We start from the raw sequence: 22,473 nt of genomic DNA, 5'->3' as shown, positions 1-22,473 counted from the left end.
GACCATCCGCCCGCAGTCGCACGGAGCTGTCAGCCATCGCCCCCTGGCGCTCGAGAAAATCGGCATAAGGAGCCGTCATGAAAAGCAAGATCGCGCATCCGACCTTCGACCCGGAGCTCGCCGCGCTCCTACCGGCCCTGGAGGGGTATGTGCCGGTCAACATGACTCCCGACCGCTTGGAGCATTTCCGGGCGTTGAAGATGCCGACCATCGAGGAGCTCATCGGCGACTTGCCCGTCAAATGCGTCGACTACACCATCCCCGGCTACCAAGGTGTCGACATCGTCGTGTCGGTGATCTCACGCAAGGATCACCACGCGCCCGGCCCCGGTATCTACAACATCCACGGGGGCGGCATGGTCATGTGCAACCGGTTCGCGGCGGTCTACCCGCTGGTGGACTGGGCCATGAAGCACGACTCGGTGGGCGTCACGGTTGAATACCGTCTGGCTCCCGAGCACCCCGACCCGACCCCCGTCGAGGACTGCTATGCCGGCCTCGAATGGATGGCGAAGCATGCCAGGGAATTGATGTTCGACCCCGACCGTCTGGTCATCTTCGGCGGCAGCGGAGGCGGCGGGCTCGCGGCGGGCTCCACGCTGCTGGCGCGCGACCGCAAGGGACCGAAGCTGGCCGGACAGTTGCTCCAGTGCCCGATGATCGATGACCGCAACGAGACGGTCTCCTCCTACCAGTACCAGGGCACCGGCATTTGGGACCGCACCAGCAACCTGACCGCCTGGACGGCGGTGCTCGGCAACCGGCGGGGCTCCGCCAACGTGTCTCCCTACGCCGCACCCGCTCGCGCCACGGACCTGAGCGGCCTGCCACCCACGTTCATCGACGTCGGTGCCGCCGAAGTGTTTCGTGACGAGGCCGTAGCCTACGCCAGCGCCATCTGGGCCGCGGGTGGCACCTGCGAGCTTCACGTCTGGGGCGGCGCCTTCCACGGGTTCTACGACATCGCACCCCAATCACAACTCGCCCAGGCCTGCATCGCCGCGCGCGAGGCCTGGCTCGCACGACTTCTGGCCCGCTGAGCGGGATCCGGGGGACGCCGCCCTGCCGTCGCTCAGCGTGCCGCTCCGTCCTTCGTGCTGTCTTCCCATAGGCCGAAGGCATTGCCGAGCGGATCGGTGAGTTCGGCGAAGAAGCCGACACCGGGGACTGGGGTCTTTCCGGTTACGACCTTGCCGCCGAGCTCGATGGCGCGCGCCAGCGAGTGGTCAATAGAAGGGACGGTGTAGTACTGCACCGGAGTGCGCGGTGTCCCCGGGCCGGTCATGATCGCCAGATACGCGGTCTGCGGTGTCCGGCCGTCCGGGCCGGTGATCTCCCAGAATTGGTTCGGCGGCTGGTAGCGAAACCGCCAGGTCGGAAATAGCGCCGCGTAGAACTTCTGTCCCGACTGATTCGCATCGTCCGGGATGATGCAGTGGAAGTTGATCGAGCCCACGTTCGCCATGGTCACCTCTCCAAAGGCCTTCCCGCCTTCTCATGCGCAGGTGGCCTTGAGCTTCGCCGGAACGAGCCGGGCCGACACGACATGAATCAACCTGTCCGCCAGTTTGACGGAGCCGAAACCGAAAGCCATGCCGGCCAGCACATCCACGACCCAGTGAATCTGTAGATACAACGTGGAGAAGATGATGGAGACGCAGTAGGCGACCATCGTCGTCTTGAAGATCCCGTCCTTCTCCCGTAGGGCCAGCAGCAGCATCGCGAACGCGATGGACGTATGCATGCTCGGGAAGCAGTTCATCACGTTGACGAGCAGCGCGTTTTCATCCGCGAACTGGCGCTGAAGCAGATCCGGCTGACTCTTCACATACCAGACCTCGCGCAGGAGAATCAGATTGTAGAAAGGAAATATCAGGGGGAACTGCAGCAGGTGACCGGACAGCGCGTAGGACAGCATCTTCTTGACGCTCTTCGTCCAGAAGCTCCGCACGATGCAGATCCACAGGGACACCACGAAGCTGTGGCTGTAGACCCACGCCATGAACTCATCCAGAGCCTCGCAGCTGAACGTCCTGGCCCAGGCGCCGGCATTCAGCGGAATCGCCTGCATGAGCTCATCCAAATGCAAGGGATGTTTGTTGTTCTGGAACATCCAGTTCGCCAACTCCCACCACAAGGCATTTCCGGCTTTGTAGAAGTAGTAGAACACGCCCAGGAGCGGAATCCCGATGGTGAAGAACCGCGTCCAGTCGATGTCACTCTGGTCCTTGCGCACTCCCACCAGACAGACGGCTAGCAGGATCCAACACCCTCTGCTCCAGCCCCCAATCGCGCCAATTCGCCATATGAGAAATACGGAAAAGACCATGCCGTACATGGTCCAATCCTGCGACTCGACCCACTTTCCCAATCTCATCCTGAGCAAGGTCGGCCCCCCACATCTCCGTCCCCAAGTGCCCCAACTTATTCACCGAGGCCACCCCTCCACCTCCCATACGGCAAATACTTAAAACGAATCCCATCAAGATGATGCCAATCTTCAATCAGCCAACAGACCCACCTCCCCGCCGGCCATTCCCTTCCGAGGCATGAGGGGCTCGAGCCGGCCCGCTCAGCCCATCCAGTGTCGGAAAGAGGTGTGCCCCACGAATGGCTGGCGGGGCGCGTGGAGGAGTTCATCGTCCTGCCCGAGGGCCAGCGCGAGCATCGGGTGCGCTACGAGGTGACGCTGCCCCCAGGCGTGGTGGCGGCGCGCGCCGTGGGCGAGTACCTGGAGCTGGTGTACGCGCGCGAACTGCCGGTGCGCCCGTGCGCTACGCGCTGGGCCGGACGCTGTCCGTGGAGATGGCGGTGGACCTGGTGGGCCTGTCCGGCCCGGTGGTGGTGGATCCCGGCTGGTCCTCGCTGCCCTCGGGCAAGGTGCTCGTGGCCGGCGGGAGCGGGACGTCCACGTACAGCACGGCACTCTGTCGGGGACGGCGCCGAACCTCGTCTATGCGCCCACCCAGGGATACGTAGGGAAGGACTCCGAGGGCGGCGCCGAGAGACAGAGCGAGTGGAGCCTCAGTAACACGCTCCACAGCGCACACTGCCGGTTCCCACCTCGTAGTAGTCCGATCCGTTGGTGCAGTAGTAGCGCAGGAAGTTGCCCCACCCGGCGCCGCAAACCTGGCCACAGTCCCAGTAGTAGTTCAACGTGTAGCCAGCGGGGCAGCTCGGGGCGAGCTCCTGCTCGGTCTGATTGACGCTCTGCTCCGGCTGCTCCTCCGGCATCGTGCCGCCACAGCCCACGGACAACAGCCCTGCCGCCAACAGCCCGCCCAACATGCTCTTCATGCGCATGGAATCCTCGCCAAGCTTCGATTACGGGTTGAAGAGTCGACGGTAGTGAGGGGGGGGAATCGCTGTCAACATCGCGTTATCCTCCTGGGCTCTGGCCCTGCTCGCGATCTCCGGCTGCGCGGGCTCGCGCCCTCCACGGACGCGCTGGAGCGTGGGCCCGGGCAGGCGGTAGGCCGGCGCCGCCCCCGGGAATGCCCAGGGCGATCACGAAGAGCAACGCATCGAGGCCCGGCTCACCCCCACCGAGCGGCGGATCCAATTCGCCGTGGAGGCGCTCCTGTCCTTCGGCGGAATGGGCCTGATTGTCGCCCTGCTGGTGTTGCCGTGGCTCCCGAAAGGATTCAAGTGGGTCGGGTGGGTGCTGCTGCTCGGCGGACTCGAGCTCCTCGTCTCCCGGGCGACGCGGCTGCCGGCCTACCGTCGGATGGTCCAGAAACGAAAGCAGCTGGAGCGCGAGCAGCCCGACTACGCGCTCGTGCTGCACCGGTGGAGGTGAGCCCCCGCTGACGGTCTCCGGGCGGTTGGGCAAAAGCCAGGCACCTCCCTGCGGTTGGACCGCGCCATCGAGCACCACGGGCCGGGCGTGAGGTGCTGATGGCCATGGCGAAGAAGAGCTTGCCACCGGCGACCGTGAAGGTGGTGATGTAGGGCACCGAGCTCGGGTCGGTGGCGGCTGGGTTGGGCAGGGTGGCGACAAGCTTGGCGGCCACCGGGTTGGGGACCCGCACCACGTTCAAGACCCGCCCGTGCCGGGGCAGGTGAGCCTGCCCCTGGCCATTCCCTCAGGGGACCCACGGAACCTGGTAGTATCTGCAACCGGTACTGCTCCCGCAGTTGTTCCACCGCCCGGTGTGAATGGTGGGCAAGAAGAACGTCTGGGGATAGCCGGAGGCGTGGAAGCTCCCGTAGTTGTCGTCGTGGTAGTTGGTGCTGCCGCGCAGCCTCGTGGTGTGCTGGTCGTACCTCGTGCTGGAAGGCCACCAGGTCCGCTGGCGCGCCGAGCTGATGGTCCCGAAATACATGGTGTTGATGCCGCAGTGCCGGTCGGGGCCAACGACGTTGATCCGGCAGGCGTTGTAGAAAGAGTTGGGGGTGATCGTGGGCCCGTAGTCCCAGATCAGCAGGCCGCGCCACCTTGGGTATGGACCGTTGAAGCTCTGGCGGACGACGAAGTCCAGGGCGCCAATCACCCCGCGCGCATCGCCGTATGCGCCGTTGCCTTTCACTTCCGCGGTGTGGTTGCCAATCTTGCGCGCGCAGACGCTGCCGTTCTCACACCAGGAGTCGTAGTCATCGGCTGCCAGCGGCGCCATGCCCTCCGGAGCGCTCGTCGAGGAGTCGTCGGCGCCACCCTCCTGTGCGCGGGTCGTGTCCTGGATGTCCTCGGCGATCATGCGCGATGAGACCTGCGCCTTGCCGTCCGCGCCAACCTGCGCGGTCGTCAGCTCACCGCCCATGCAGGTCCAGACCTCTGGGCGATCCTCCTTCGCCTGGGCCACACAGGCGCGCAGGCCCGGTCCTCCGCCGTGCTTGGACTCGAGTTCCCGCCACGTGGTGACCTCGGCAGCGAGGCTCGTTTGCAGCACAGGCGTGACCATGAGCACGCCTGCCAACCAGACTCGGTGAAACATGACTTCTCCAGGGTTGGGTTGTCGTCGGGTGTCCTTTTCAGATGGAGGGAGGAGTTGGCGGATGTGACGGCGCCTCCTTCGCGCGGAGGCCGAGCCGGGACCCGAGGATGCAAGCCCGCAGCCTGCTCCAGCGTATTGGCGTGGAGCCATTCGGGGTGCCTCTGCGCGAGGGTGAGCCCGAGGATGCTCGTGAGCCGACCCGAGACGGTCATCTCGAGGACCTCGTTGCTCATCCTCTGGGACTGTGAAAGACCCAGGGTCAGTCTGCCCTCGATGCGATGAGGGCGATGTTGCGCGGGGAGAGGCGCGGTTCGAAGACCTGCAGGAGCTCGACCTGAAAGCCCATCTCCTCGAGGAGTAGCGCGCGATCGAGCAGAATCACGAGCTCCAGGGCCCTCGCGAAGCGATCCCTCAGCAGATGACAGAGGAAGATGCGCCGCGTCTCGGAGCGAGCGGACAATTCAAAGGAATTCAGCTCGGCTTCCGTCATCCCGACATCGAGTTGCAGGCGCTCCAGGCGATCACGCGCATAGGCGGCGAAACTCCCGGCATAGAGCGCCTTGGGTGCATCCCCCGCCCGCACGAAACCGAGAGCGGGAAACTTCCGCCTCAGCAGGAGATCGAGCGCGAACCGTTGCGCGTTGACGCGCTTCATCAGCGCGAACTCAGCCTCGGTCTTGTGGTGCCGTCCGCGCGTCGCCAGGAACAGGGCACGTCGGGTGATGGGAAGTGCATGCGCCTTCCCGAAGCGGGAGACAGGGTAGTCCCGTGCGGCATCCATCTGGTCGTAGCAGCAACCAAAGTTCAGGAGGAGTCCTGCCTTCTGGCTCTTGCGAATCTGCGTCAGCGCGAGCGGCCCGCAGGTGTGTAGACCAATCGAGACCCGATCCTGACCGGAAAAGAGTGGATCAATCTCGCTCTGCGGCCTGTCTTCGACGGAGGAGTGGATGAAACACAGCTTCTCCCGCGGCAGGGTCCGGGCCCTTCGCAGCCAGTCTCGGCCTTTCTCCTGCAAAGCGGCATCACGATCGATGCTGTGGAAGGTCCAATCGAACGTCCTGACACAGAGACGAGCGAGATGTCCCATGCCGCCACCGATGTCGACCGCCTGACGGATCGTCTTTGTTCTCGGCCCGAGCAGGGCGAGGACCCTCTCGATCTCATGGGCCTTCTTGGCATTGAGTCCCTGCGCGTCCGCGGTCGTCAGACGTTGAATGCCTTCATGCCAGGGCAGTGCTGTCAGTTCGCGAAGAGAGAGCACGAGCGAATGCAGCGACCGGGGAGGCTCACCTGGAAGCTCCCCATCATCCAGCCTCCTTTCGCCCTCTTCGTCGAGTGATTCAGCGTAGGGCAGCCAGGATTCGAGATAAGCGGCTCCGGACTCCGGCCAATTCTGGAGGATGGAACGTGACCAGAGCTCGGACCATGGCCTGAGCAGGTCGGTGAGCGCTTTCAGCCGATCTTGAAGGTTCATCCTATTCCACTTCACTCACCACGAACGAGCACCTGAATCGAGGCTGCGTATCCCGTCTGCTGATCTGGGCCAGTCTTGCCTCTGCCCAGGCAATAGCCAAGGACAGCCAGCGAGCGCTCGCCAGGGAGGACAGCACTCGTCCGAGTAAACCGCCCTGGCGCACCGCGTCATGGTGCTTACCGATAGGTCATGGACGCCATCTCTCTTCTCAAGCACGACCACGAGACCATCCGGAAGCTGTTCAAGCGCTACGAAGCTCTCAAACACGGGGGGGACCTCGGAAAGAAGCAGGAGCTCTCCAGGCGAATCATCCTGGAGCTCTCCATCCACGCCGCCATCGAGGAGCAGGTCTTCTATCCCTCCGTGAAGGCCCACGACTCGGGGTGGACCGAGCGAATCGACGAGGCCCTCGAGGAGCATCGAGTCGCGAAATGGGAGCTCGCCGCGCTCCAGAGAATGGTCCCGGACGACCCGCGGTTCGATGCCCGGTTCACCGTGCTGGTGCAGAACGTGCTGCACCACATCGAGGAGGAGGAGAAAGGGCTGTTCGCCAGCCTGCACCGGACGTTCGCACGGGAGGAGCTCAACGCCATGGCGGACGCGCTCGCACTCGCGAAGAGAACGGTGCCGACGCACCCGCACCCGATGCTCCCGGATGAGCCTCCTGGCAACCTGGTGATGCCGCTGGTGGCGGTATTCGACCGGAGCCGGGACCTGGTCACCGAGCTGGTGGAGCGGAGCCTTGCGTGGGTGCGGCAACTCGTCCAAGGAGGACGCGGGCGTGCGAAGGAGGTGGGGGCGGAGGCGCAACGTTGGACGTTCGAGGCCCCGGGCCGAGCACTGAAGGTGTCCAGCGATGTGCTCGAGGAGACCCAGGACGTGGCGCGCGGCGCGACTCGGAGTGCCCGGCGCATGGCCGAGCAGGCGGTGAGTGACGCCGCCACCAGGATGGGGAACGGAGAGTCACGCCGGAATGGCTCGAGCGTCCACCGCGCAAAGGCGTCCCAGGCACGAAGGCCGCAGGAAATCGTGAGTCGCCAGACGAGCGTCGCCGCCGGGAAGACCGCGCGTAAGCGCTCCACGAGCGGGCGGGGGAATTCCGCCGGGAAGTCCTCTCCGAGAGCGTAGCGGACACCCGACCTGCTCCGGGCGGTTGGTCTGGCTGCGCCTCTCAGCGGCGCAGCAGACCCGCCTTGACGTCGCGGACGAGGTCCACCAGACGGGGACCGATCTCACTCATGAGCCGCTCGCGAGACAGCTGGGACGATGGGCCTCCGCAGTTGAACGCCAGAATGTGACCGCCATCGGGCGGGATGAGAGCGACGCCCACGGCATTCACGTCCGAAGTCCACTCGCCAACGGAGAGCGTGAACCCATGGGTCCGGTACTCCTCGAGGGCCTGCTCGATGCCGGCGCGGAGGCGCGGCCACTGGTCCGGATCCTGTCTGGCGATGCGCTCCATCATGACCTGTTGTTCCAACTCGGGCAGGGCGGCGAGCAGCGCCCGCCCCATGGCCGTGGTCGCCAACGGGATGCGTGAGCCGACGTCGAGGCGCACGGTCACCGCTGAGCTGGAGCGGCAGTGCTCGACGTACACCATGCTGAGCCGGTCCCGAGTGCCCAGGGAGACCATGGCGTTGACCTGGTCGGCCATCTCCTGCATCAGGGGCCTGGCCATCTGTCGGGCGTTCATACTGGAGAGCGCCGCGTAGCCCAGCGACAGCACCCCCGTGCCGAGCTGATACTTTCCCAAGCGCTCCGAGTATTTGAGATAGCCGAGCCGGGTGAGGGTATGGGTGAGCCGGGAGATGGTCGGCTTGGGCAGGCCGGTGCTGGCCGCGAGCTCCCGGTTCCCGAGCAGCGGGGTGTGAGGCGTGAACGCACGGAGCACCTCGAGCCCGCGCGCCAGTGCCGTCACGAACTGGCGGTCCTTGGCCTCTTCCTCGTCTGGATCGTGCAGGAGCCCCACGTCGGGAGCCGCGGAATCCTTCAGGGGAACGGGAAGATCGGAGAAACGGAGCATAGCCGTCCTGGTGTCCTGGTATTTACGGGAATCAGGACGATAGGAGGCCCAAACACTTCGGGTCAACGTGGGCGGAGCCTGGTTTCGCATAGTGGGCGAAACCCTGTTTCGCCTGGCGAAATCCGAAGTCCGGCCAGAGCCTCGTGGGCTCCTCCAGGCGCGCGAACACCGAGGAACCCACGCCGCCCTCGTGGCTACGGTTGGGTGAACTGCGTCAGCCAGTTCAGGTTGGTCCTCAATGACCAGCCGTAGGTGCCGGCGCGCCACTTCTGGTCCAGGGTGAGGCCGACGCAGCTTCCCTGCCGCATGTAGCAGTGGTCGGCAATACCATCCGAGGCCTCGGAATTCTCCACGATGTACCAGCCACTGTTGTTGCTACGGAAGCAGGAGGTCGCCAACGGGCACGACAGCCCCGTCATCTCCTGGATCTGGCTGCGCACGGTGAGCTCGGTCGAGCCCATGAACGCGTCGTTCTCCCCATTCACGACCCGGAGACGGTCGCTCGGCAGCGCGCGGTTGCCGTTGGCGACGCAGGAGCGAAGATCGTAGATGGAGTACGCGACGCCCGCTCCCAGCCCATAGGCGGCCTGCACCCGGCTGTCATGGTTCTTGGCCAGGATGGCCATGATGGACCCCTGGCTGAAGCCGGCCACCACGACGCCCTTGGAGCAATCCGCCTTGGCGCGCGAACAGACCGTGTTGATGGCGCTGGTCGAACGGGTCGAATCGAAGATGCACCTGGCGCGGCTCTCGAGCGTGGAGCAGGTGCCAAAGGTGGCGTTGTCATACTCGACGGTGGCCGCGACATAGCCACGGCTCGCCATCTCCTCGACGGCGGCCATCGCCGAGGCGTGATCGTACCCCTCCGTGGTGCCCACCGTGTAGATGAACACCGGGTATCTGCTCTGTGAGGACAAAGGCTCCCTGCCGATGATGCTGTACGTCGTGCCACAGATGGAGCCACTCCCGCCCCTGTACGTCGCCGTGAAGCTGGTCAGACTCTGGGCCAGTGCGGAGGAACTCCACGCCATGGACAAGAGCAGCGCAACGAGGATCCTGGAACCTGCCGTCGCTTTCATGCCTTCTCCCTTTGCCTGGGGGGGCAGACCGCATTCCCAGGCAATCAGATACACTACCGATGAAAGACGGAAAATCAAGTCATGGCAGCCAGAGCGGTGTTGAAACACGACCCGTTTCGCCATGCGAAACAAGACCATGATTCACATCCCATTTCGCTATGCGAAATGGGACCACGGCGGCCGAAGGCGCGGCTCACGGAAGGAGCCGCGACACCAGCGTCCTGGCAATATTCGCATGTCATTGGTTGTCGGGCTGCGTCGTTCCAATGCGCCATGAGCTCGGATAATGATTCATGCGCATCTGGAGTTCCCGCTACCCGCGGACACAGGAAGGAAATACCCGAACCATGATGAACGACTCCCCCAGGCTCGAGCAGGGCGGTCACGTGATGCCACTCATGATCTCTTGCGTGCTGGCCCTCTTCTTCCTGCTGCCGCAGAGGGCGCTCGCACAAACGGATGCGCGGGACTACGAGGCTGGTATCTACCTGCCTTCGAAGACCCTGATGCTCAACGCCTACTTGCGCTACTCGGCCACGTCGGACCAGCAGATCGCCTCGCAGACCACGATGGTGATGCGCGGGACCTACCTGCTCAAGTACGGCAACATCGGCCTGGCGCCCATCGATGTCATCTTCGCCGCCGCGAACGTGAACATCACGAGCGCCGCGACGGGTGGCCAGCAGGTCGGCATGACGGGCATTTCCGACCCGATCTACGCGCCGACCATCGGGTACGGCTTCAACGAGCAGTCGGACCACCCCACGGCCCTCGCGGGTACCCTGTACGTGACCATTCCCGTCGGTGAGTACGACCCGGATCGAGGCCCGCTCAATATCGGGCAGAACCGCTGGGTCTTCCGGCCACAGCTTGTCGATCAGGTGGCGGGCGGGGTCAGCGGTTGCGGTCAACAACCGTGGTGACCAGCTCCGCGAGCTGGTCCCGGCTCTCGGACGGCGGCAGCTCGCTCAAGGCCGCGTGGGCGCACGCCGCGTACTCGCGCGCCCGGCGCGTCGCTTCCGCGATCGCTCCGGTCCGGAACAGCAGCTCGCTCATCTCGCGGTGAATCGCCAGCACATCCTCGGTACTGGAGAACAGCTCCCGCAGCCGGCGCCGGTCCGAGTCACCCGCGAGGGACTGCGCCAGCAGAATCGGCAGCGTGGGATACCGGTTGTTGGCGTCGCTGGTGATGGCTTTCCCGATGGTGCGGGTGTCGCTGGTGTACGGCAGCAGGTCATCGCGAATCTGGAAGGCCATGCCCAGAGCTTCCCCGTAGCGACCGAGTGCTTGCACCTGCGCGGACGCGGCCCCGGCGAGGATGCCGCCGCTCTCGCACGCCGCCCGCATCAGCACCGCGGTCTTGCCGCGGATCACCTCCAAAGACAGCGCCAGGTCGATCGACAGGTCATTGCGCAGCATCAACTCCAGCATCGCGGCCCGGCACGCCTCCTTCATTGCATGCGCCACCACGCGCAGCGCCGCCAGCAGGCGCTCCGCCCCAGCTCCGTCCTCCCACGCGCCGATCATCGCCAGGGCGCCCTTGGCGAGCAGCCCGTTGCCCGCCAGCATCGCGTCCTCGATGCCGTAGCGGTGCGGGAGCGACTCCCGGCCGCGGCGCATCTCGTCTTGGTCCAGGAGGTCGTCGTGGATCAAGCTGGCGACGTGGATGCACTCGATTCCAGCCGCGAATGGCAGCACTTCCCGGACCGCTCCGCCCACCACGAGCGCGGACGCCAGGCACAGCACCGGCCGCAGCAGCTTGCCCGCGGGGAACAGCGCGTCGCAGCACATCTCCGAAAGCCGGTCGCCATCGCGCTTCACCCACCTGTGCAGCTCCGCCTCGATCGCGGCCAGCAGGCTCGGCGCCGCAGGGCCCTCCTTGGCAAGGCGTTCAGGGGAACCTGTTTCGGAATCTCGCAACCGAGCGGGCATGCCGTCCGGCGCGGCCTGGCCCTCCATGACCCGGGTGACCAGAGCCGCGAGCCGATCCCGACTCTCCGACGGCGGCAGCTCGGCCAGGGCCTCGCGGGCGCGAATCGCGTGCGCGCGCGCGCGGCGAGCCGCCTCCTCGAGCACCCCGGTCCGGGCCAATCGCGCGCCCAGCTCGCGGTGAGCCGTCAGCGAAGCCTCGGAGCTGGAAAAGGTCTCCGCCAGCCGGCTCCGGTCCGTGTCCCCCGCCAGGGCATGGGCCAGGAGCACCGGCAAAGGCGGCTGCCGGTTTTCGATGTCGCTGGTGAGTCCGTTTCCCATCGGGTGCGGATCGCTGGTCAGTGCCAGCACCTCGTCGCGGAGCTGCAGCGCCATGCCCAGCGCCTCGCCGTAACGGCCGAGCGCCTGCACTTGCGCCGGCGGCGCCCCGGCGAGGAGCCCGCCGGCCGCGCAGGCCGCCTGCATGGACGCCGCGGTCTTGCCGCGGATCACCTCCAGGCACAGCTCCGGATCGGCAGACAGGTCGCCGCGCAGCGTGGACTCCAGCAGCGCGGCCCGGCACGCCGCCTCGACCGCGCGACACCCGGTACGCAGCGCCGGCAACATCCGCTCCGGCGGGACGCCGTCCTCCCAGGCGCCGAGCATGGCCAGGAACCCATTTCCAAAGAGCGCGCCGCCCACCAGCAACAGGTCCTCGAATCCGGAGCGATGCCGGAGCGCCGCCTGGCTGCGGCGCGTCGGGCTCTTGTCGAGGAGCTGGTCGTGGACGAGGCTGGCGGCGTGCAGGCACTCGAGGCCCGCGGCGAACGGCAGAACCTCCGCGCGGTTCCCGCCGGTCGCAAGGGCCGACTCCAGGCACAGCACCGGCCGTAACAGATTGCCTGGGGGGAACAGGGCATCCCGGCAGAGCAGCCCCAACCAGGTGCCGTCACTCTTCACCCAGTGCTGGAGCTCTGCTGCGATGGCGGCCGGGGCGGGCTGCGTCGCGGGCGGCTTGGGGCCGGTGCTGCCGTTCAATCCCCTCGCGCTGGGTGACTGCACCTCGCCCCGCGCCACGTCGCCGGGGACACCCTCTGGGAAGGTCGCGGTGAACCAGCGGTACCGGCGCATCGGCGGGCTGCGGCGCAGGAGCAGCGGGCCAGCCGCCATCACCTCGTCGAGGATCATCTCCATGCCCCGGGCCACCGTACGCAGGAACAGATGCAGCGAGGGAGGGGTCCAGCGCTGCAGCTCGGCGACCATCTGGCCCACCCCCCGCACACGGGCGACCTCGAATGCCACAAGCTCGGCCACCGCGGGGGACCAGCGGCCCTGAAACAAGTCGTCCTGCGTCACGCCGAAGCGCTCCAGATCCTCCAGCGGCAGGTACATCCGCCCGTTCTGCAGGTCCTCCGCGAGGTCGTGGAGGTTGTCGGCGAGCTGCATCGCCGCGCCCATCGCTCGCACCTTGGGCTCGATCTCCGCGAGCGTGCCGGAAGAGCCGAACATCGGCCCGAACACCATGAAGCCCGCCCCCGTCGAAGCCTCCGCCCACCTCCGCAGCTCGTCATGGGTGGTGAAGGGCGTGAACACGGCGTCGCGCCGCATTGCTCCGAACAGCTCCTTGAGATAGCAGGTGCGCAGGCCGAAGGCGTTGAACGTGTGCGCCACCGCGTGGAGCACCGGTTCGTCGCTGTGGCCCGCGGCGATCGCCGTCAGCACCGACTCTTCGTATTCATCGATGCGGCGCAGACGCTCTTTGGGGTCACCGCAGTCGGCGCGGAGATCGGCGGACCGTATCATCGATGCAATGGCGACCTCATACGGGCGCAGCGCGGCAGGAATGAGGCCGGCCCAGCGTCCGAAATCAGCCAATTGCGGCGAGGACTCCGCGCCCAGGCGGCGGCCAGCCGCGATGAAGCAGCGCCGGAGCTCTGGGTCTACGAACCCCGCGGCATCGAGCCACCTGGGCATCAGCATGGGCGGTGTCCTCGTCTTTGAAACCCAGCCACGCAGAGGGCCAGGAGCTCGTTGGTGTCACTCTGTCCGAAGATGGGTTGACAGGGCTACCTAGTACTTCCCGGTCAGCAGATAGTTGCCAGGGGCTGACGGATCGGTGCTGGTCGCATACTGCTTCGCCAGCACCAGGACTTCGTCATACGTGAGCTTGCCGTTCTTATTGAGGTCGAGCTTCGCGAAGGCGCTCTTGGCGTCGGCATCCGAGCCGATCGCGCGGAGATAGATCGCATACTCATTCGCTGTATACGTACCATCGCTGTTCAGATCGAGGGCGCGCTGGAAGTTGTTGGAGAGCTCGACTGCCCACGCAGGGAGTGCGCCGTTGGCGGTCCACTCAAGGCCCATTCTGAAGACGAAGCGGACGTACTCATCATACGAGATGCTTCCGTTGTGATCGAGGTCTTGGACTTGGAGGACCCGGTCCCAGCCTGCCCGCAGCTCCTGCACGAGCTTGACAAAGCGCGTGTCTTCCTTCGTCCATCCGAGCTCCTGGCGCGCTCTCTCGGCGGGGCGAAGGATGTCGTTCCACTTGAGCACGCCGTTCTTGTCCGAATCCAGGAGGCTGAAGAATGCCTTGAGCTTCCGTTCCAAGATAGGGTTGTCAGTAGCCATGTTCGTTCCTCTCCTGGCTGCTCGGTGAGGCAGCCGGTTGAGCAGCATTGAGTGACGACTCTTGCGCCCCTCCCGTGTGAATATCATGGGACGCAGGCGCTGGCTTCCGGTTATCCGCTCATTGCTTCCAGAAAAACGCCACCCGAGCCTCGTGGCTGCCTGGCTCTTTGTCTCCTGGGGCGCCCGACAGGACCGGTAGGGCAGGAAACCCGAGCTTCATTGACTTTCGCATTTCAGACAAAGTTAATGCACTCCGGCGTGTGGCAATCCGCGCGAGGAAGCGGCTCGCGCGATGGGGTGTCGTGTCACCGCAAGAGGGACGGAAAGCAAGATGAGCTGGAATGTCTCGGGGAGCGTACGGCCTGTTTCGTTCTCGGCGCGGTGGCTGGTGCCGCTGCTGTGCATGGTGCTGAGCTGCGACTCGCGCCCGGGTCCGGAGGACACCGCCGCCGTCAATCTGGGAAGGCGCCAGGACTGGGTGGTGGCCAGCGACTCGCGAGAGGCGGCCGTGGCGGAGTGGCGCGCCTCACCCACGGAAGACAGCGCGCTGGAGCTGCTCAGGGCCTACTTCCCGGAACCGACGGATGCGCCAGACGTTCCGTCCTCACCCGTGCCATGGGGGGAGCGGGCCCTGCGGGTGAAACTGCCGTCCACCGAGGCCGGCACGGTGGAACTGGCCACCCGCGGCCATGTCTTCCGCCTCCGGGCCCGGGACGCAAGCGAGGCCCCGGTGTCCCGCTTCGGCGCGAGCTCCACCTCCTCTGGCGCACGGCATGGCTGGGCGATGGTGGGAAGCCAGGCCCGGGGATGGGATGGAACACAGGGAGTGGTCCGGGCCGATGAGTACCAGGTGCTGGAGGGAGGGCAGGGGGCCTGGAAGGCTCTCTACGAGGTGACCGTGCCCCCGGGAATCACGACGGTCAGGGACGCGGACGGCCATCTGGAGTTCCTCGACGCCCGAGGGACACCGGTGCTGCGGATGCATTACCCGCTGGTGGCGGACGCGGCGGGGCACGTGCGCCAGGGAGAGGCACGGGTGTGGGGGTTGGAGCCAGGGTCCTCGTATGCGTGCGGTGGTCTGCCGTGCCATGCCCTGGCGGGCCCCCGCCTGCGGGTGGAGGTGTCCCTGGGACTCGAGGGCCTCAGCGGCCCGGCCGCGCTCACGATGGGCTGGAGCTCCACCGGCTCGCTGGCCACGGGCCGCTACCGGCACACGACGACGCTGCTGCCCAACGGCAAGGTGCTGGTGGCCGGCGGCTATGGCACCAAAGCCCTCTCCAGCACGGAGGTGTATGACCCGGCCAACGGGACCTGGAGCTCCTCCGGCTCGCTGGATACGGGCCGCGACGCCCATACGGCGACGCTGCTGCCCAACGGCAAGGTCCTGGTGGTGGGTGGGTATCAATCCTCCTACCGCGACGTCGGCAAGGTGTACGACCCGGCCAGCGGAACCTGGAGCTCCACCAGCTCGATGGCCACGTCTCGCCACAGCCACACGGCGACGCTGCTGCCGAGCGGCAAGGTGCTGGTGGTGGGGGGAATAAACACCTACACGCTCGCTGGCGCGGAGCTGTATGACCCGGCCACCAATACCTGGAAGAGCGTGGGCCCCCTGTATCTGAGCCGCTCGAATCACACGGCGACGCTGCTGCCGAGCGGCAAGGTGCTGGTGGTGGGCGGCTACAACTCCAACTACAACACCCTGACCGCCACCGCGGAGGAGTATGACCCGGCCACCGAGACCTGGAGCCGGGGGGCCTCACTCTCCGCGGCCCGTCGGCTCCACACGGCGACGCTGCTGCCCAACGGCAAGGTGCTGGTGGCGGGAGGGCAGAACGGTGTCGAGCTCTCCAGCGTGGAGGTGTACGACCCGGCCAGCTACAGCTGGAACTCCACGGGCTCCCTGTCCCAGGGCCGCTCCGGTCACACGGCGGTGCTGCTGCCCAATGGCAGGGTGCTGGTGATGGGCGGTGCTGGAACCCTCTCCAGCACGAGCATGGAGCTGTACAACCCGACCAGCGGGACCTGGAGCTCCGCGGGCTCCCTGTCGTCCCCAGGCCGCAACTCCTCCACGGCCACGCTGCTGCCCAACGGCAGGGTGCTGGTGGTGGGGGGCGTCAGCTACAGTGGCCTCTCCAGCGCGGAGGTGATCGACCCGCCCACGGGCACGTGGCCCTCTACCAGCCCGCTGGCCTCGCCACGTTCCGGGGCCACCGCCACGCTGCTTCCCAATGGCAAGGCGCTCGTCACAGGGGGCCGGGACGCCACTGGCCCGCTCAGCGGCGCGCAGTTGCATGATCCGGCCACGGGCAGCTGGAGCACCACCGCCTCGCTGGCCATGGCCCGCTCCCATCACACCGCGACACTGCTGCCCAATGGCAAGGTGCTCGTCACCGGTGGAACGGGTGCCGACAATGCCCCCCTGACCAGCGCCGAACTGTACGACCCGGCCACGAACACCTGGAGCGCCACCGCACCACTGGCCACGGCCCGCTCCCTCCACACGGCCACGTTGCTTTCCAACGGCAAGGTGCTGGTGGCCGGTGGCCGGGACAGCTCCGCCACCCCCCTGGTCAGCACCGAGCTGTATGACCCGGTCTCGGGCTCCTGGAGCGCCGGCGCCAACCTGTCGGCCGCCCGCCATACACACACGGCCACGCCGCTGTTCAACGGCAGGGTGCTGGTGGCCGGCGGCTACACCGCGGGCGGTACCCCGCTCGCCAACGCCGAGCTGTACGACCCGGTTTCGAAATCCTGGAGCACGGTGGGCACGCTGCTGGGCGCCCGTGCCGCGCACTCCGCTGTCCTGCTCCCCAATGGCCAGGTCCTCGTCTCGGGTGGCCAGAATGCCAGCGCCCCCCTCTCCAGCGCCGAGCTCTACGACCCGAACACGAGCACCTGGAGCACGACGGGCAACCTGGCGGGAGCCCGCTTCGAGCACTCCTCCACGCTGCTGGTGGGAGGCCAGGTGCTCGTCACGGGTGGCCGGAACGCCACGGGCCCGCTCTCCAGCGCCGAGCTGTACGACCCGACCTCGAGAGCCTGGCGCACCGCCGCCTCCATGACTGGAGCCCGCGCATCTCACGTGGCCGTGTTGCTGCCTGGCGGCAAGGTGCTGGTGGCCGGTGGCCAGGGCGCCAGCGGCCCGCTCTCCAGCGCCGAGCTCTACGATGGCTCGGGAGCCCCCGACACGTCGCGTCCCACCCTCACCACGACGCCTCTCAGCGCTGGAACCTTCATCCTCGGCGGCACGCGACTCACGGGCGTGTCCGAAGCCAGCAGTGGCAACCACCAGAGCTCCCCGACCAACTTCCCCATGGTGGAGCTGCGCCCCCTGGAAGGGGCAGGGCCACTCACACTGCCCGCGCTGAGCTTCTCGAGCACCTCGGCCACCGTGGACCTGCCGGCGCTGCCCGGGGGCTATTACCTGCTCACCGTCACCACCCATGCCATCTCCGGCGGCAAGGTGGTCTACGTCCAGCCCGACGTGACGCCGCCCGCCGCCCCGGTGATGACCGTGCCCGCCACGGGGGCCCGGCTCAACACCGCACGCCCTCTCTTCTCCGGAACCGCCGAGGCCAGCAGCACCGTGGCGGTGTCGATCGATGGGCAGCTCGCCGGCACCGCCATCACCACCAGCTCGGGGACCTGGAGCTTCACGCCCACCACGAGTCTGGGCGAAGGGAGCCACACGGCGACAGCCACGGCGAGCGACCTGTCTGGCAATACCAGTCCCGTCTCGGCCACGAGCTCCTTCACCGTGGACACCCTGGAGCCAGCCGCTCCGGTGCTCGCCACGCCCACCAGCGGGGCCCTGCTCAACACCCACAAGCCCACCTTCTCGGGGTCCGCCGAAGCCCGAAGCACCGTGGCCGTCTACCTCGACAACACGCCCCTGGGCACGGCCACCGCCGATGCTTCCGGAGCCTGGAGCTTCGTACCCGCCAGCGGCCTGACCGATGGCATCCACACGGCAACGGCCAGGGCCACCGACCTCGCGGGAAACACCGGTCCGGCCTCGGCCCCCGTCTCCTTCACCCTGGACACCGTGGCACCGGCCGCTCCGGTGGTCACGGCTCCCGCCAACGGCGCCTCCACCCGTTACCCCCGTCCGACCCTCTCCGGCACGGCTGAAGCGCTCAGCTCGGTGACCGTATTCCTCGACGGCGTCCAGATGGGCACCGTCACCGCCAATGGCTCGGGCACCTGGAGCTTCTCCCTCCCGGTTGACCTGAGCGAGGGTCCCCATACCCTCGGCGTCCAGGCCACGGATGCGGCGAGCAACACCGGTCCCCAGGCCTCGAGCACCTTCACCGTGGACACCACTGCGCCCGCCGCTGCCGTGGTGACCGCTCCCGTCAACGGCGCCCTGCTCAACACCCCCACGCCCACCGTCTCCGGTATCGCCGAACCCTCGAGCACCGTAACCGTCTTCATCGATGGCACGAGCGTGGGCTCGACCCTCACCAACGGCTCGGGCATCTGGAGTCGTCCCCTCACCACGGCCCTGAACCAGGGCTCGCACACGCTGGTGGCCAACATCACGGATGCGGCCGGCAATGCCGGTCCGGCCTCCAACTCCATCTCCTTCAGCGTGGACTCGCTGGCCCCGGCCGCACCGGTGGTGAAGACCCCCGTCTGCGGCACGGTCCTCAACCACGGCACGCCTGCCTTCTCCGGCACCGCCGAGCCCCACAGCACGGTGACGGTATTCCTCAATGGCTCTCCGATGGCCATCGTCACCGCCCATGGGGCGGGGGCCTGGAGCTACACCCCCACCACGGCCCTGGCGGATGCCTCCTACGTCCTCACGGTCAGTGCCAGGGATGCCGCGGGCAACACCAGTCCCACCTCGGCCTCGTGCCCGTTCTCGGTGGATACCGCGGCCCCCGCGGCGCCGGTGGTGACGAGCCCCGCCAGCGGCGCCGCCCTCAACACCAGCAGGCCCACGGTCTCCGGGTCCGCCGAGGCCCACGGCAACGTGTCCCTCTTCATCGATGGGAAACCCGCCGGGAGCACGAAGGCCAGCGCCTCGGGCTCCTGGAGCCTCGCCATCTCCCTCACCCTGGGTGATGGCGAGCACTCGCTCACCACCACCGCCACGGACGCGGCCGGGAACACCAGCCAGGCCTCGGTGGCCCGCGCGTTCACGGTGGATACCGTCGCCCCCACGGCTCCCCTGGTGAAGGCTCCCACCAGCGGCGCTTTGCTCAACACCAGCAGGCCCACCCTCTCCGGCACCGCCGAGCCCAGGAGTCTGGTGTCCGTGTTCATTGATGGCTCGTCCGCTGGCTCGGCCACGGCCGATGCCCTGGGCGCATGGAGCCTCACGAGTACCCAGGGCCTGGGCAATGGCACGCATACCCTGGTGGCGATCGCCAGGGATGCGGCTGGCAATGACAGCCCGGCCTCCGAGTCCATCTCCTTCACCGTGGATGCCACGCCCCCCGCGGCTCCCACGGTGACGGCACCCGCCAGCGGCGCGTTCCTGAAAGACCCGCTTCCCACCTTCACCGGCTCCGCCGAGGCCTCCAGCACCGTGTCGGTGTTCATCGATGGAAGACTTTCGGGCACGGTGACCGCCAGCACCTCGGGCTCCTGGAGCTTCACGCCGTCCAGCCCCCTCGCGGACCGCACCTATTCCCTCACGGTCCAGGCCACGGATGGCGCCGGCAACACCAGCCAGACCTCACCCGCGCGCACCTTCACCGTGGACACCGTGCCGCCGCCCACGCCAGTCATTCAGACCCCCACCGGGGGCAAGGTGGTGGGCCCCACCGCCTCCATCCTCGGGACGGCCGAGCCCTCCAGCACCGTGACCCTCTTCCTGGATGGGGTGAAGCTCGGAACCGCCTCCGCCTCCAGTTCCGGCGAGTGGAGCTTCTCGCCTGGCACCGGTATGCCCGAGGGGACTCGCACGTTGACGGCCACCGCCACCGACAAGGCTGGCAATGTCAGTCAGAGCCCGGCCACCGTGTCCTTCACCGTGGATGCCACTCCGCCGCAACCTCCGGTCATCACCGCGCCCGTTGAAGGGGCCTTGATCAACACCTCCACTCCCAGGATTTCGGGCACCGCCGAGCCCTCCACCCGCGTGCTCGTCCTGTCGGATGGCTGGCAGCTGGGAGAGACCCTCGTCGACGGCTCGGGCAACTGGAGCTTCACCCCCAACTCCGCGCCGCTGTACGAAGGGCGACGCAGGCTGACGGCGATCGCCGTGGATCCGGCGGAGAACTCCAGCCAGCCTTCGACGACTCGCGCCATCACCGTGGACACCCTGGCTCCGGTATCGCCCGAGGTGACGGCCCCCGCCGACGGCGCGTTCCTGAACGACCCCCTGCCCACCTTCACCGGCTACGCCGAGGATTCCAGCACCGTGTCGGTGTTCCTCGATGGAAGACTCTCGGGCACGGTGACCGCCAGCACCTCGGGCTCCTGGAGCTTCACGCCGTCCAGCCCCCTCGCGGACCGCACCTATTCCCTCACGGTCCAGGCCACGGACAGTGCCGGCAACACCAGCCAGGCCTCACCCGCACGCACCTTCACCGTGGATGGCCCTCCGCCCACTCCGACAGTGTCCCAGCCCGTCTCGGGGGCCACCATCACCGCCAGGTACACCTTCACCGGCTTCGCCGAGGCTTCCAGCCAGGTGTGGCTCGTGGTCGATGAGAAGCCGCTCGGCATGGTGATCGCGACGAGCTCCGGCGTCTGGAGCTTCGTGCCCTCCACGGGCCTGGCCGATGGAGCTCACACCTTGAAGGTCATCGCCACCGACCAGGCCGGCAATGCCAGTCCATACTCGGCCCCCATCTCCTTCACCGTGGATGGAACTCCGCCAGCGGCGCCCCTCATCACCGCACCACTCTCCGGAGCCCGCGTCGGCGCCCGGCCCCTCATCTCTGGCACCGCCGAGCCCTTCAGCCTCATCGAGGTCGTCATCGACGACACGGCGGCGGGCTCCGCCACCTGTGACGCCACGGGCAAGTGGAGTCTCATCTCCAGCGGGACGCTTTCCGAGGGTTCCCACTCCCTGACGGCCACCGCCACCGACATGGCGGGCAACGTCAGCCAGGCCTCCGCCGCGCGCACGTTCGTCGTCGACGCCGTGCCGCCCAGCGCTCCGGTGGTGACGGCACCCACCAGCGGGGCCCTGTTCAACACCCCCTGGCCCACCTTCTCCGGCCTGGCCGAGCCCAACAGCTCCATCACCCTCCTCATCGACGGCCAGCCGGTGGGCACGACCACCGCCAGTTCCTCGGGGACCTGGAGCCACACCCCCACCGAGGCGCTCGCGGAGGGCACGCGAGTGCTGACGGTCACCGCCACCGACATGGCGGGCAATACCAGCCGCCCCTCGGCCGCGCGCACCTTCACCGTGGACACCCTGGCTCCGGAGGCTCCCGTCATCACCTCGCCCGGGGTTGGCGCCCTCGTCAACACGGGCACCCCTTCGGTCTCCGGCACGGCCGAGCCCTCGAGCATCGTGGCGCTCTCTGTCGACGGGATGGCGGTGGGCCAGGTGTCCGCGAGCACCACGGGAGCATGGAGCTTCACCTTCACCACCCGGCTCTCCGATGGTTCGCATACCGTGACGGCCACCGCCAGGGATGGAGCGGGCAATACCAGCCCGGCCTCCGACGCGCGCTTCTTCACCGTGGACACCCAGGCACCGGCGGTCCCCGTGGTGATGGAGCCCACGATCGGGGCGCGGCTGCGCACCCGGACACCCACCCTCGAGGGCACGGCCGAGGCGGGCAGCCGGGTGTCGGTGATGCTCGACTCCGGTACGGTACTCAGCACCCACGCGAATGCCTCGGGCGTGTGGAGTCTCACGACCGAAGCCCTCTCCGAGGGTCCGCACGAGGTGAAGGCGAGAGCCACGGACGCCGCTGGCAATCCCAGCGCCTGGTCCACGGTCATCTCCTTCTTCGTGGAGACCCAGGCCCCGACGGGCCCGGTGACTCCGGCGGTGAGCGCGTCGGCGGCGAGCCCCACGGGCGCGACGACCGTCCCCACCTTCGAGGGCACGGCCGGACCGGGCACGCTGGTGCGGGTGTTGGTGGATGGAGAGGTGCTCACCACGGTGAGGGCGAGCGACTCGGGGACCTGGAGCTTCACCCCCTCCACACCGCTGAGCGAGGGTACCCACACGATGCGGGCCGTGGCGGTGGACGAAGAGGGCAACACCCTGGCCACTTCGTCCGAGGTTTCCTTCACCGTCCACCCGCCGGCCGGCTCCAGCAACCCCCCTGATGCCAACCCCCCTGATGCGTCCAGCCCGGGCACCGGCTACGGCTGCACGAGCACGAGTGCGAATGCCTGGGGCTGGTGGGGTCTGGCGCTGGTGTGGCTCTGGAAGCCCAACCGGCGCGGAAGCGCGCGTCGAACGGGGTGAGGTCCGGCTCCCCACCGGCGAGAGCTGGA

General features: G+C 67.3%; 15 protein-coding genes. 6 read left to right on the top strand and 9 right to left on the bottom strand.

Going from position 1 to position 22,473, the window contains the following annotated elements; all coding sequences use genetic code 11:
* Positions 1-77 precede the first annotated feature (77 nt).
* Positions 78-1,040, top strand: a complete 963-nt coding sequence (locus NR810_RS01690; RefSeq protein WP_257446719.1) for an alpha/beta hydrolase — start codon at positions 78-80, stop codon at positions 1,038-1,040.
* Positions 1,041-1,072: 32 nt separating this feature from the next.
* Here NR810_RS01690 and NR810_RS01685 read toward each other — a convergent pair whose 3' ends face one another.
* Together NR810_RS01685 and NR810_RS01680 are read right to left on the bottom strand one after the other, a co-directional pair.
* Entirely contained in the window at positions 1,073-1,465 is a 393-nt protein-coding gene (locus NR810_RS01685) for a VOC family protein (RefSeq protein ID WP_257446717.1), read from the bottom strand.
* 30 nt (positions 1,466-1,495) lie between these two features.
* On the bottom strand, positions 1,496-2,338 hold the full coding sequence (locus NR810_RS01680) for a phosphatase PAP2 family protein (RefSeq protein ID WP_257446715.1): 843 nt from the start codon (positions 2,336-2,338) through the stop codon (positions 1,496-1,498).
* Positions 2,339-2,769: 431 nt separating this feature from the next.
* On the opposite strand from NR810_RS01680, the gene NR810_RS01675 reads away from it, so the two are divergent.
* Positions 2,770-2,979, top strand: a complete 210-nt coding sequence (locus NR810_RS01675; RefSeq protein ID WP_257446713.1) for a hypothetical protein — start codon at positions 2,770-2,772, stop codon at positions 2,977-2,979.
* A gap of 45 nt (positions 2,980-3,024) precedes the next feature.
* Here the strand turns inward: NR810_RS01675 and NR810_RS01670 are convergent, their stop codons facing one another.
* On the bottom strand, positions 3,025-3,297 hold the full coding sequence (locus NR810_RS01670; protein WP_257446711.1) for a hypothetical protein: 273 nt from the start codon (positions 3,295-3,297) through the stop codon (positions 3,025-3,027).
* A gap of 271 nt (positions 3,298-3,568) precedes the next feature.
* Here NR810_RS01670 and NR810_RS01665 point away from each other — a divergent pair, with 271 nt between their 5' ends.
* Positions 3,569-3,799, top strand: a complete 231-nt coding sequence (locus tag NR810_RS01665) for a hypothetical protein (protein ID WP_257446709.1) — start codon at positions 3,569-3,571, stop codon at positions 3,797-3,799.
* A gap of 286 nt (positions 3,800-4,085) precedes the next feature.
* Here the strand turns inward: NR810_RS01665 and NR810_RS01660 are convergent, their stop codons facing one another.
* Together NR810_RS01660 and NR810_RS01655 are read right to left on the bottom strand one after the other, a co-directional pair.
* Positions 4,086-4,934 (bottom strand): hypothetical protein, encoded by an 849-nt coding sequence (locus tag NR810_RS01660; RefSeq protein ID WP_257446707.1) that lies wholly within the window; start codon positions 4,932-4,934, stop codon positions 4,086-4,088.
* A 259-nt stretch (positions 4,935-5,193) separates the two neighbouring features.
* On the bottom strand, positions 5,194-6,408 hold the full coding sequence (locus NR810_RS01655; RefSeq protein ID WP_257446705.1) for an SAM-dependent methyltransferase: 1,215 nt from the start codon (positions 6,406-6,408) through the stop codon (positions 5,194-5,196).
* A gap of 189 nt (positions 6,409-6,597) precedes the next feature.
* On the opposite strand from NR810_RS01655, the gene NR810_RS01650 reads away from it, so the two are divergent.
* Positions 6,598-7,536: a hemerythrin domain-containing protein gene (locus NR810_RS01650; protein ID WP_257446703.1), complete on the top strand. Its 939-nt coding sequence runs from the start codon at positions 6,598-6,600 to the stop codon at positions 7,534-7,536.
* Positions 7,537-7,579: 43 nt separating this feature from the next.
* On the opposite strand, the gene NR810_RS01645 is transcribed toward NR810_RS01650, so the two are convergent.
* Positions 7,580-8,431 carry an IclR family transcriptional regulator gene (locus NR810_RS01645; RefSeq protein ID WP_257446701.1) on the bottom strand — a complete coding sequence of 284 codons (852 nt, stop codon included), beginning with the start codon at positions 8,429-8,431 and terminating at the stop codon, positions 7,580-7,582.
* Between the two features lie 194 nt (positions 8,432-8,625).
* Entirely contained in the window at positions 8,626-9,510 is an 885-nt protein-coding gene (locus tag NR810_RS01640; RefSeq protein WP_257446699.1) for an alpha/beta hydrolase, read from the bottom strand.
* A gap of 347 nt (positions 9,511-9,857) precedes the next feature.
* On the opposite strand from NR810_RS01640, the gene NR810_RS01635 reads away from it, so the two are divergent.
* Positions 9,858-10,433 (top strand): transporter, encoded by a 576-nt coding sequence (locus NR810_RS01635; protein ID WP_257446696.1) that lies wholly within the window; start codon positions 9,858-9,860, stop codon positions 10,431-10,433.
* Here the strand turns inward: NR810_RS01635 and NR810_RS01630 are convergent.
* Together NR810_RS01630 and NR810_RS01625 are read right to left on the bottom strand one after the other, a co-directional pair.
* A complete protein-coding gene (locus NR810_RS01630; RefSeq protein ID WP_257446693.1) occupies positions 10,405-13,398 on the bottom strand; it encodes a polyprenyl synthetase family protein in 2,994 nt (997 codons plus the stop codon). The two genes, NR810_RS01635 and NR810_RS01630, sit on opposite strands and share 29 nt — an antisense overlap.
* A 90-nt stretch (positions 13,399-13,488) precedes the next feature.
* Entirely contained in the window at positions 13,489-14,049 is a 561-nt protein-coding gene (locus NR810_RS01625) for an EF-hand domain-containing protein (RefSeq protein WP_257446689.1), read from the bottom strand.
* Positions 14,050-14,380: 331 nt separating this feature from the next.
* Between NR810_RS01625 and NR810_RS01620 the strand changes: the two genes are divergently transcribed.
* Positions 14,381-22,444 carry an Ig-like domain-containing protein gene (locus NR810_RS01620; protein ID WP_257446686.1) on the top strand — a complete coding sequence of 2,688 codons (8,064 nt, stop codon included), beginning with the start codon at positions 14,381-14,383 and terminating at the stop codon, positions 22,442-22,444.
* Positions 22,445-22,473: the final 29 nt, after the last annotated feature.

The organism is Archangium lipolyticum, from assembly GCF_024623785.1.
GTDB classification, from domain to species: Bacteria; Myxococcota; Myxococcia; order Myxococcales; family Myxococcaceae; genus Archangium; species Archangium lipolyticum.
Note: the sequence above shows the minus strand (reverse complement) of the source record. Positions and strands in the feature narration are given on the sequence as shown.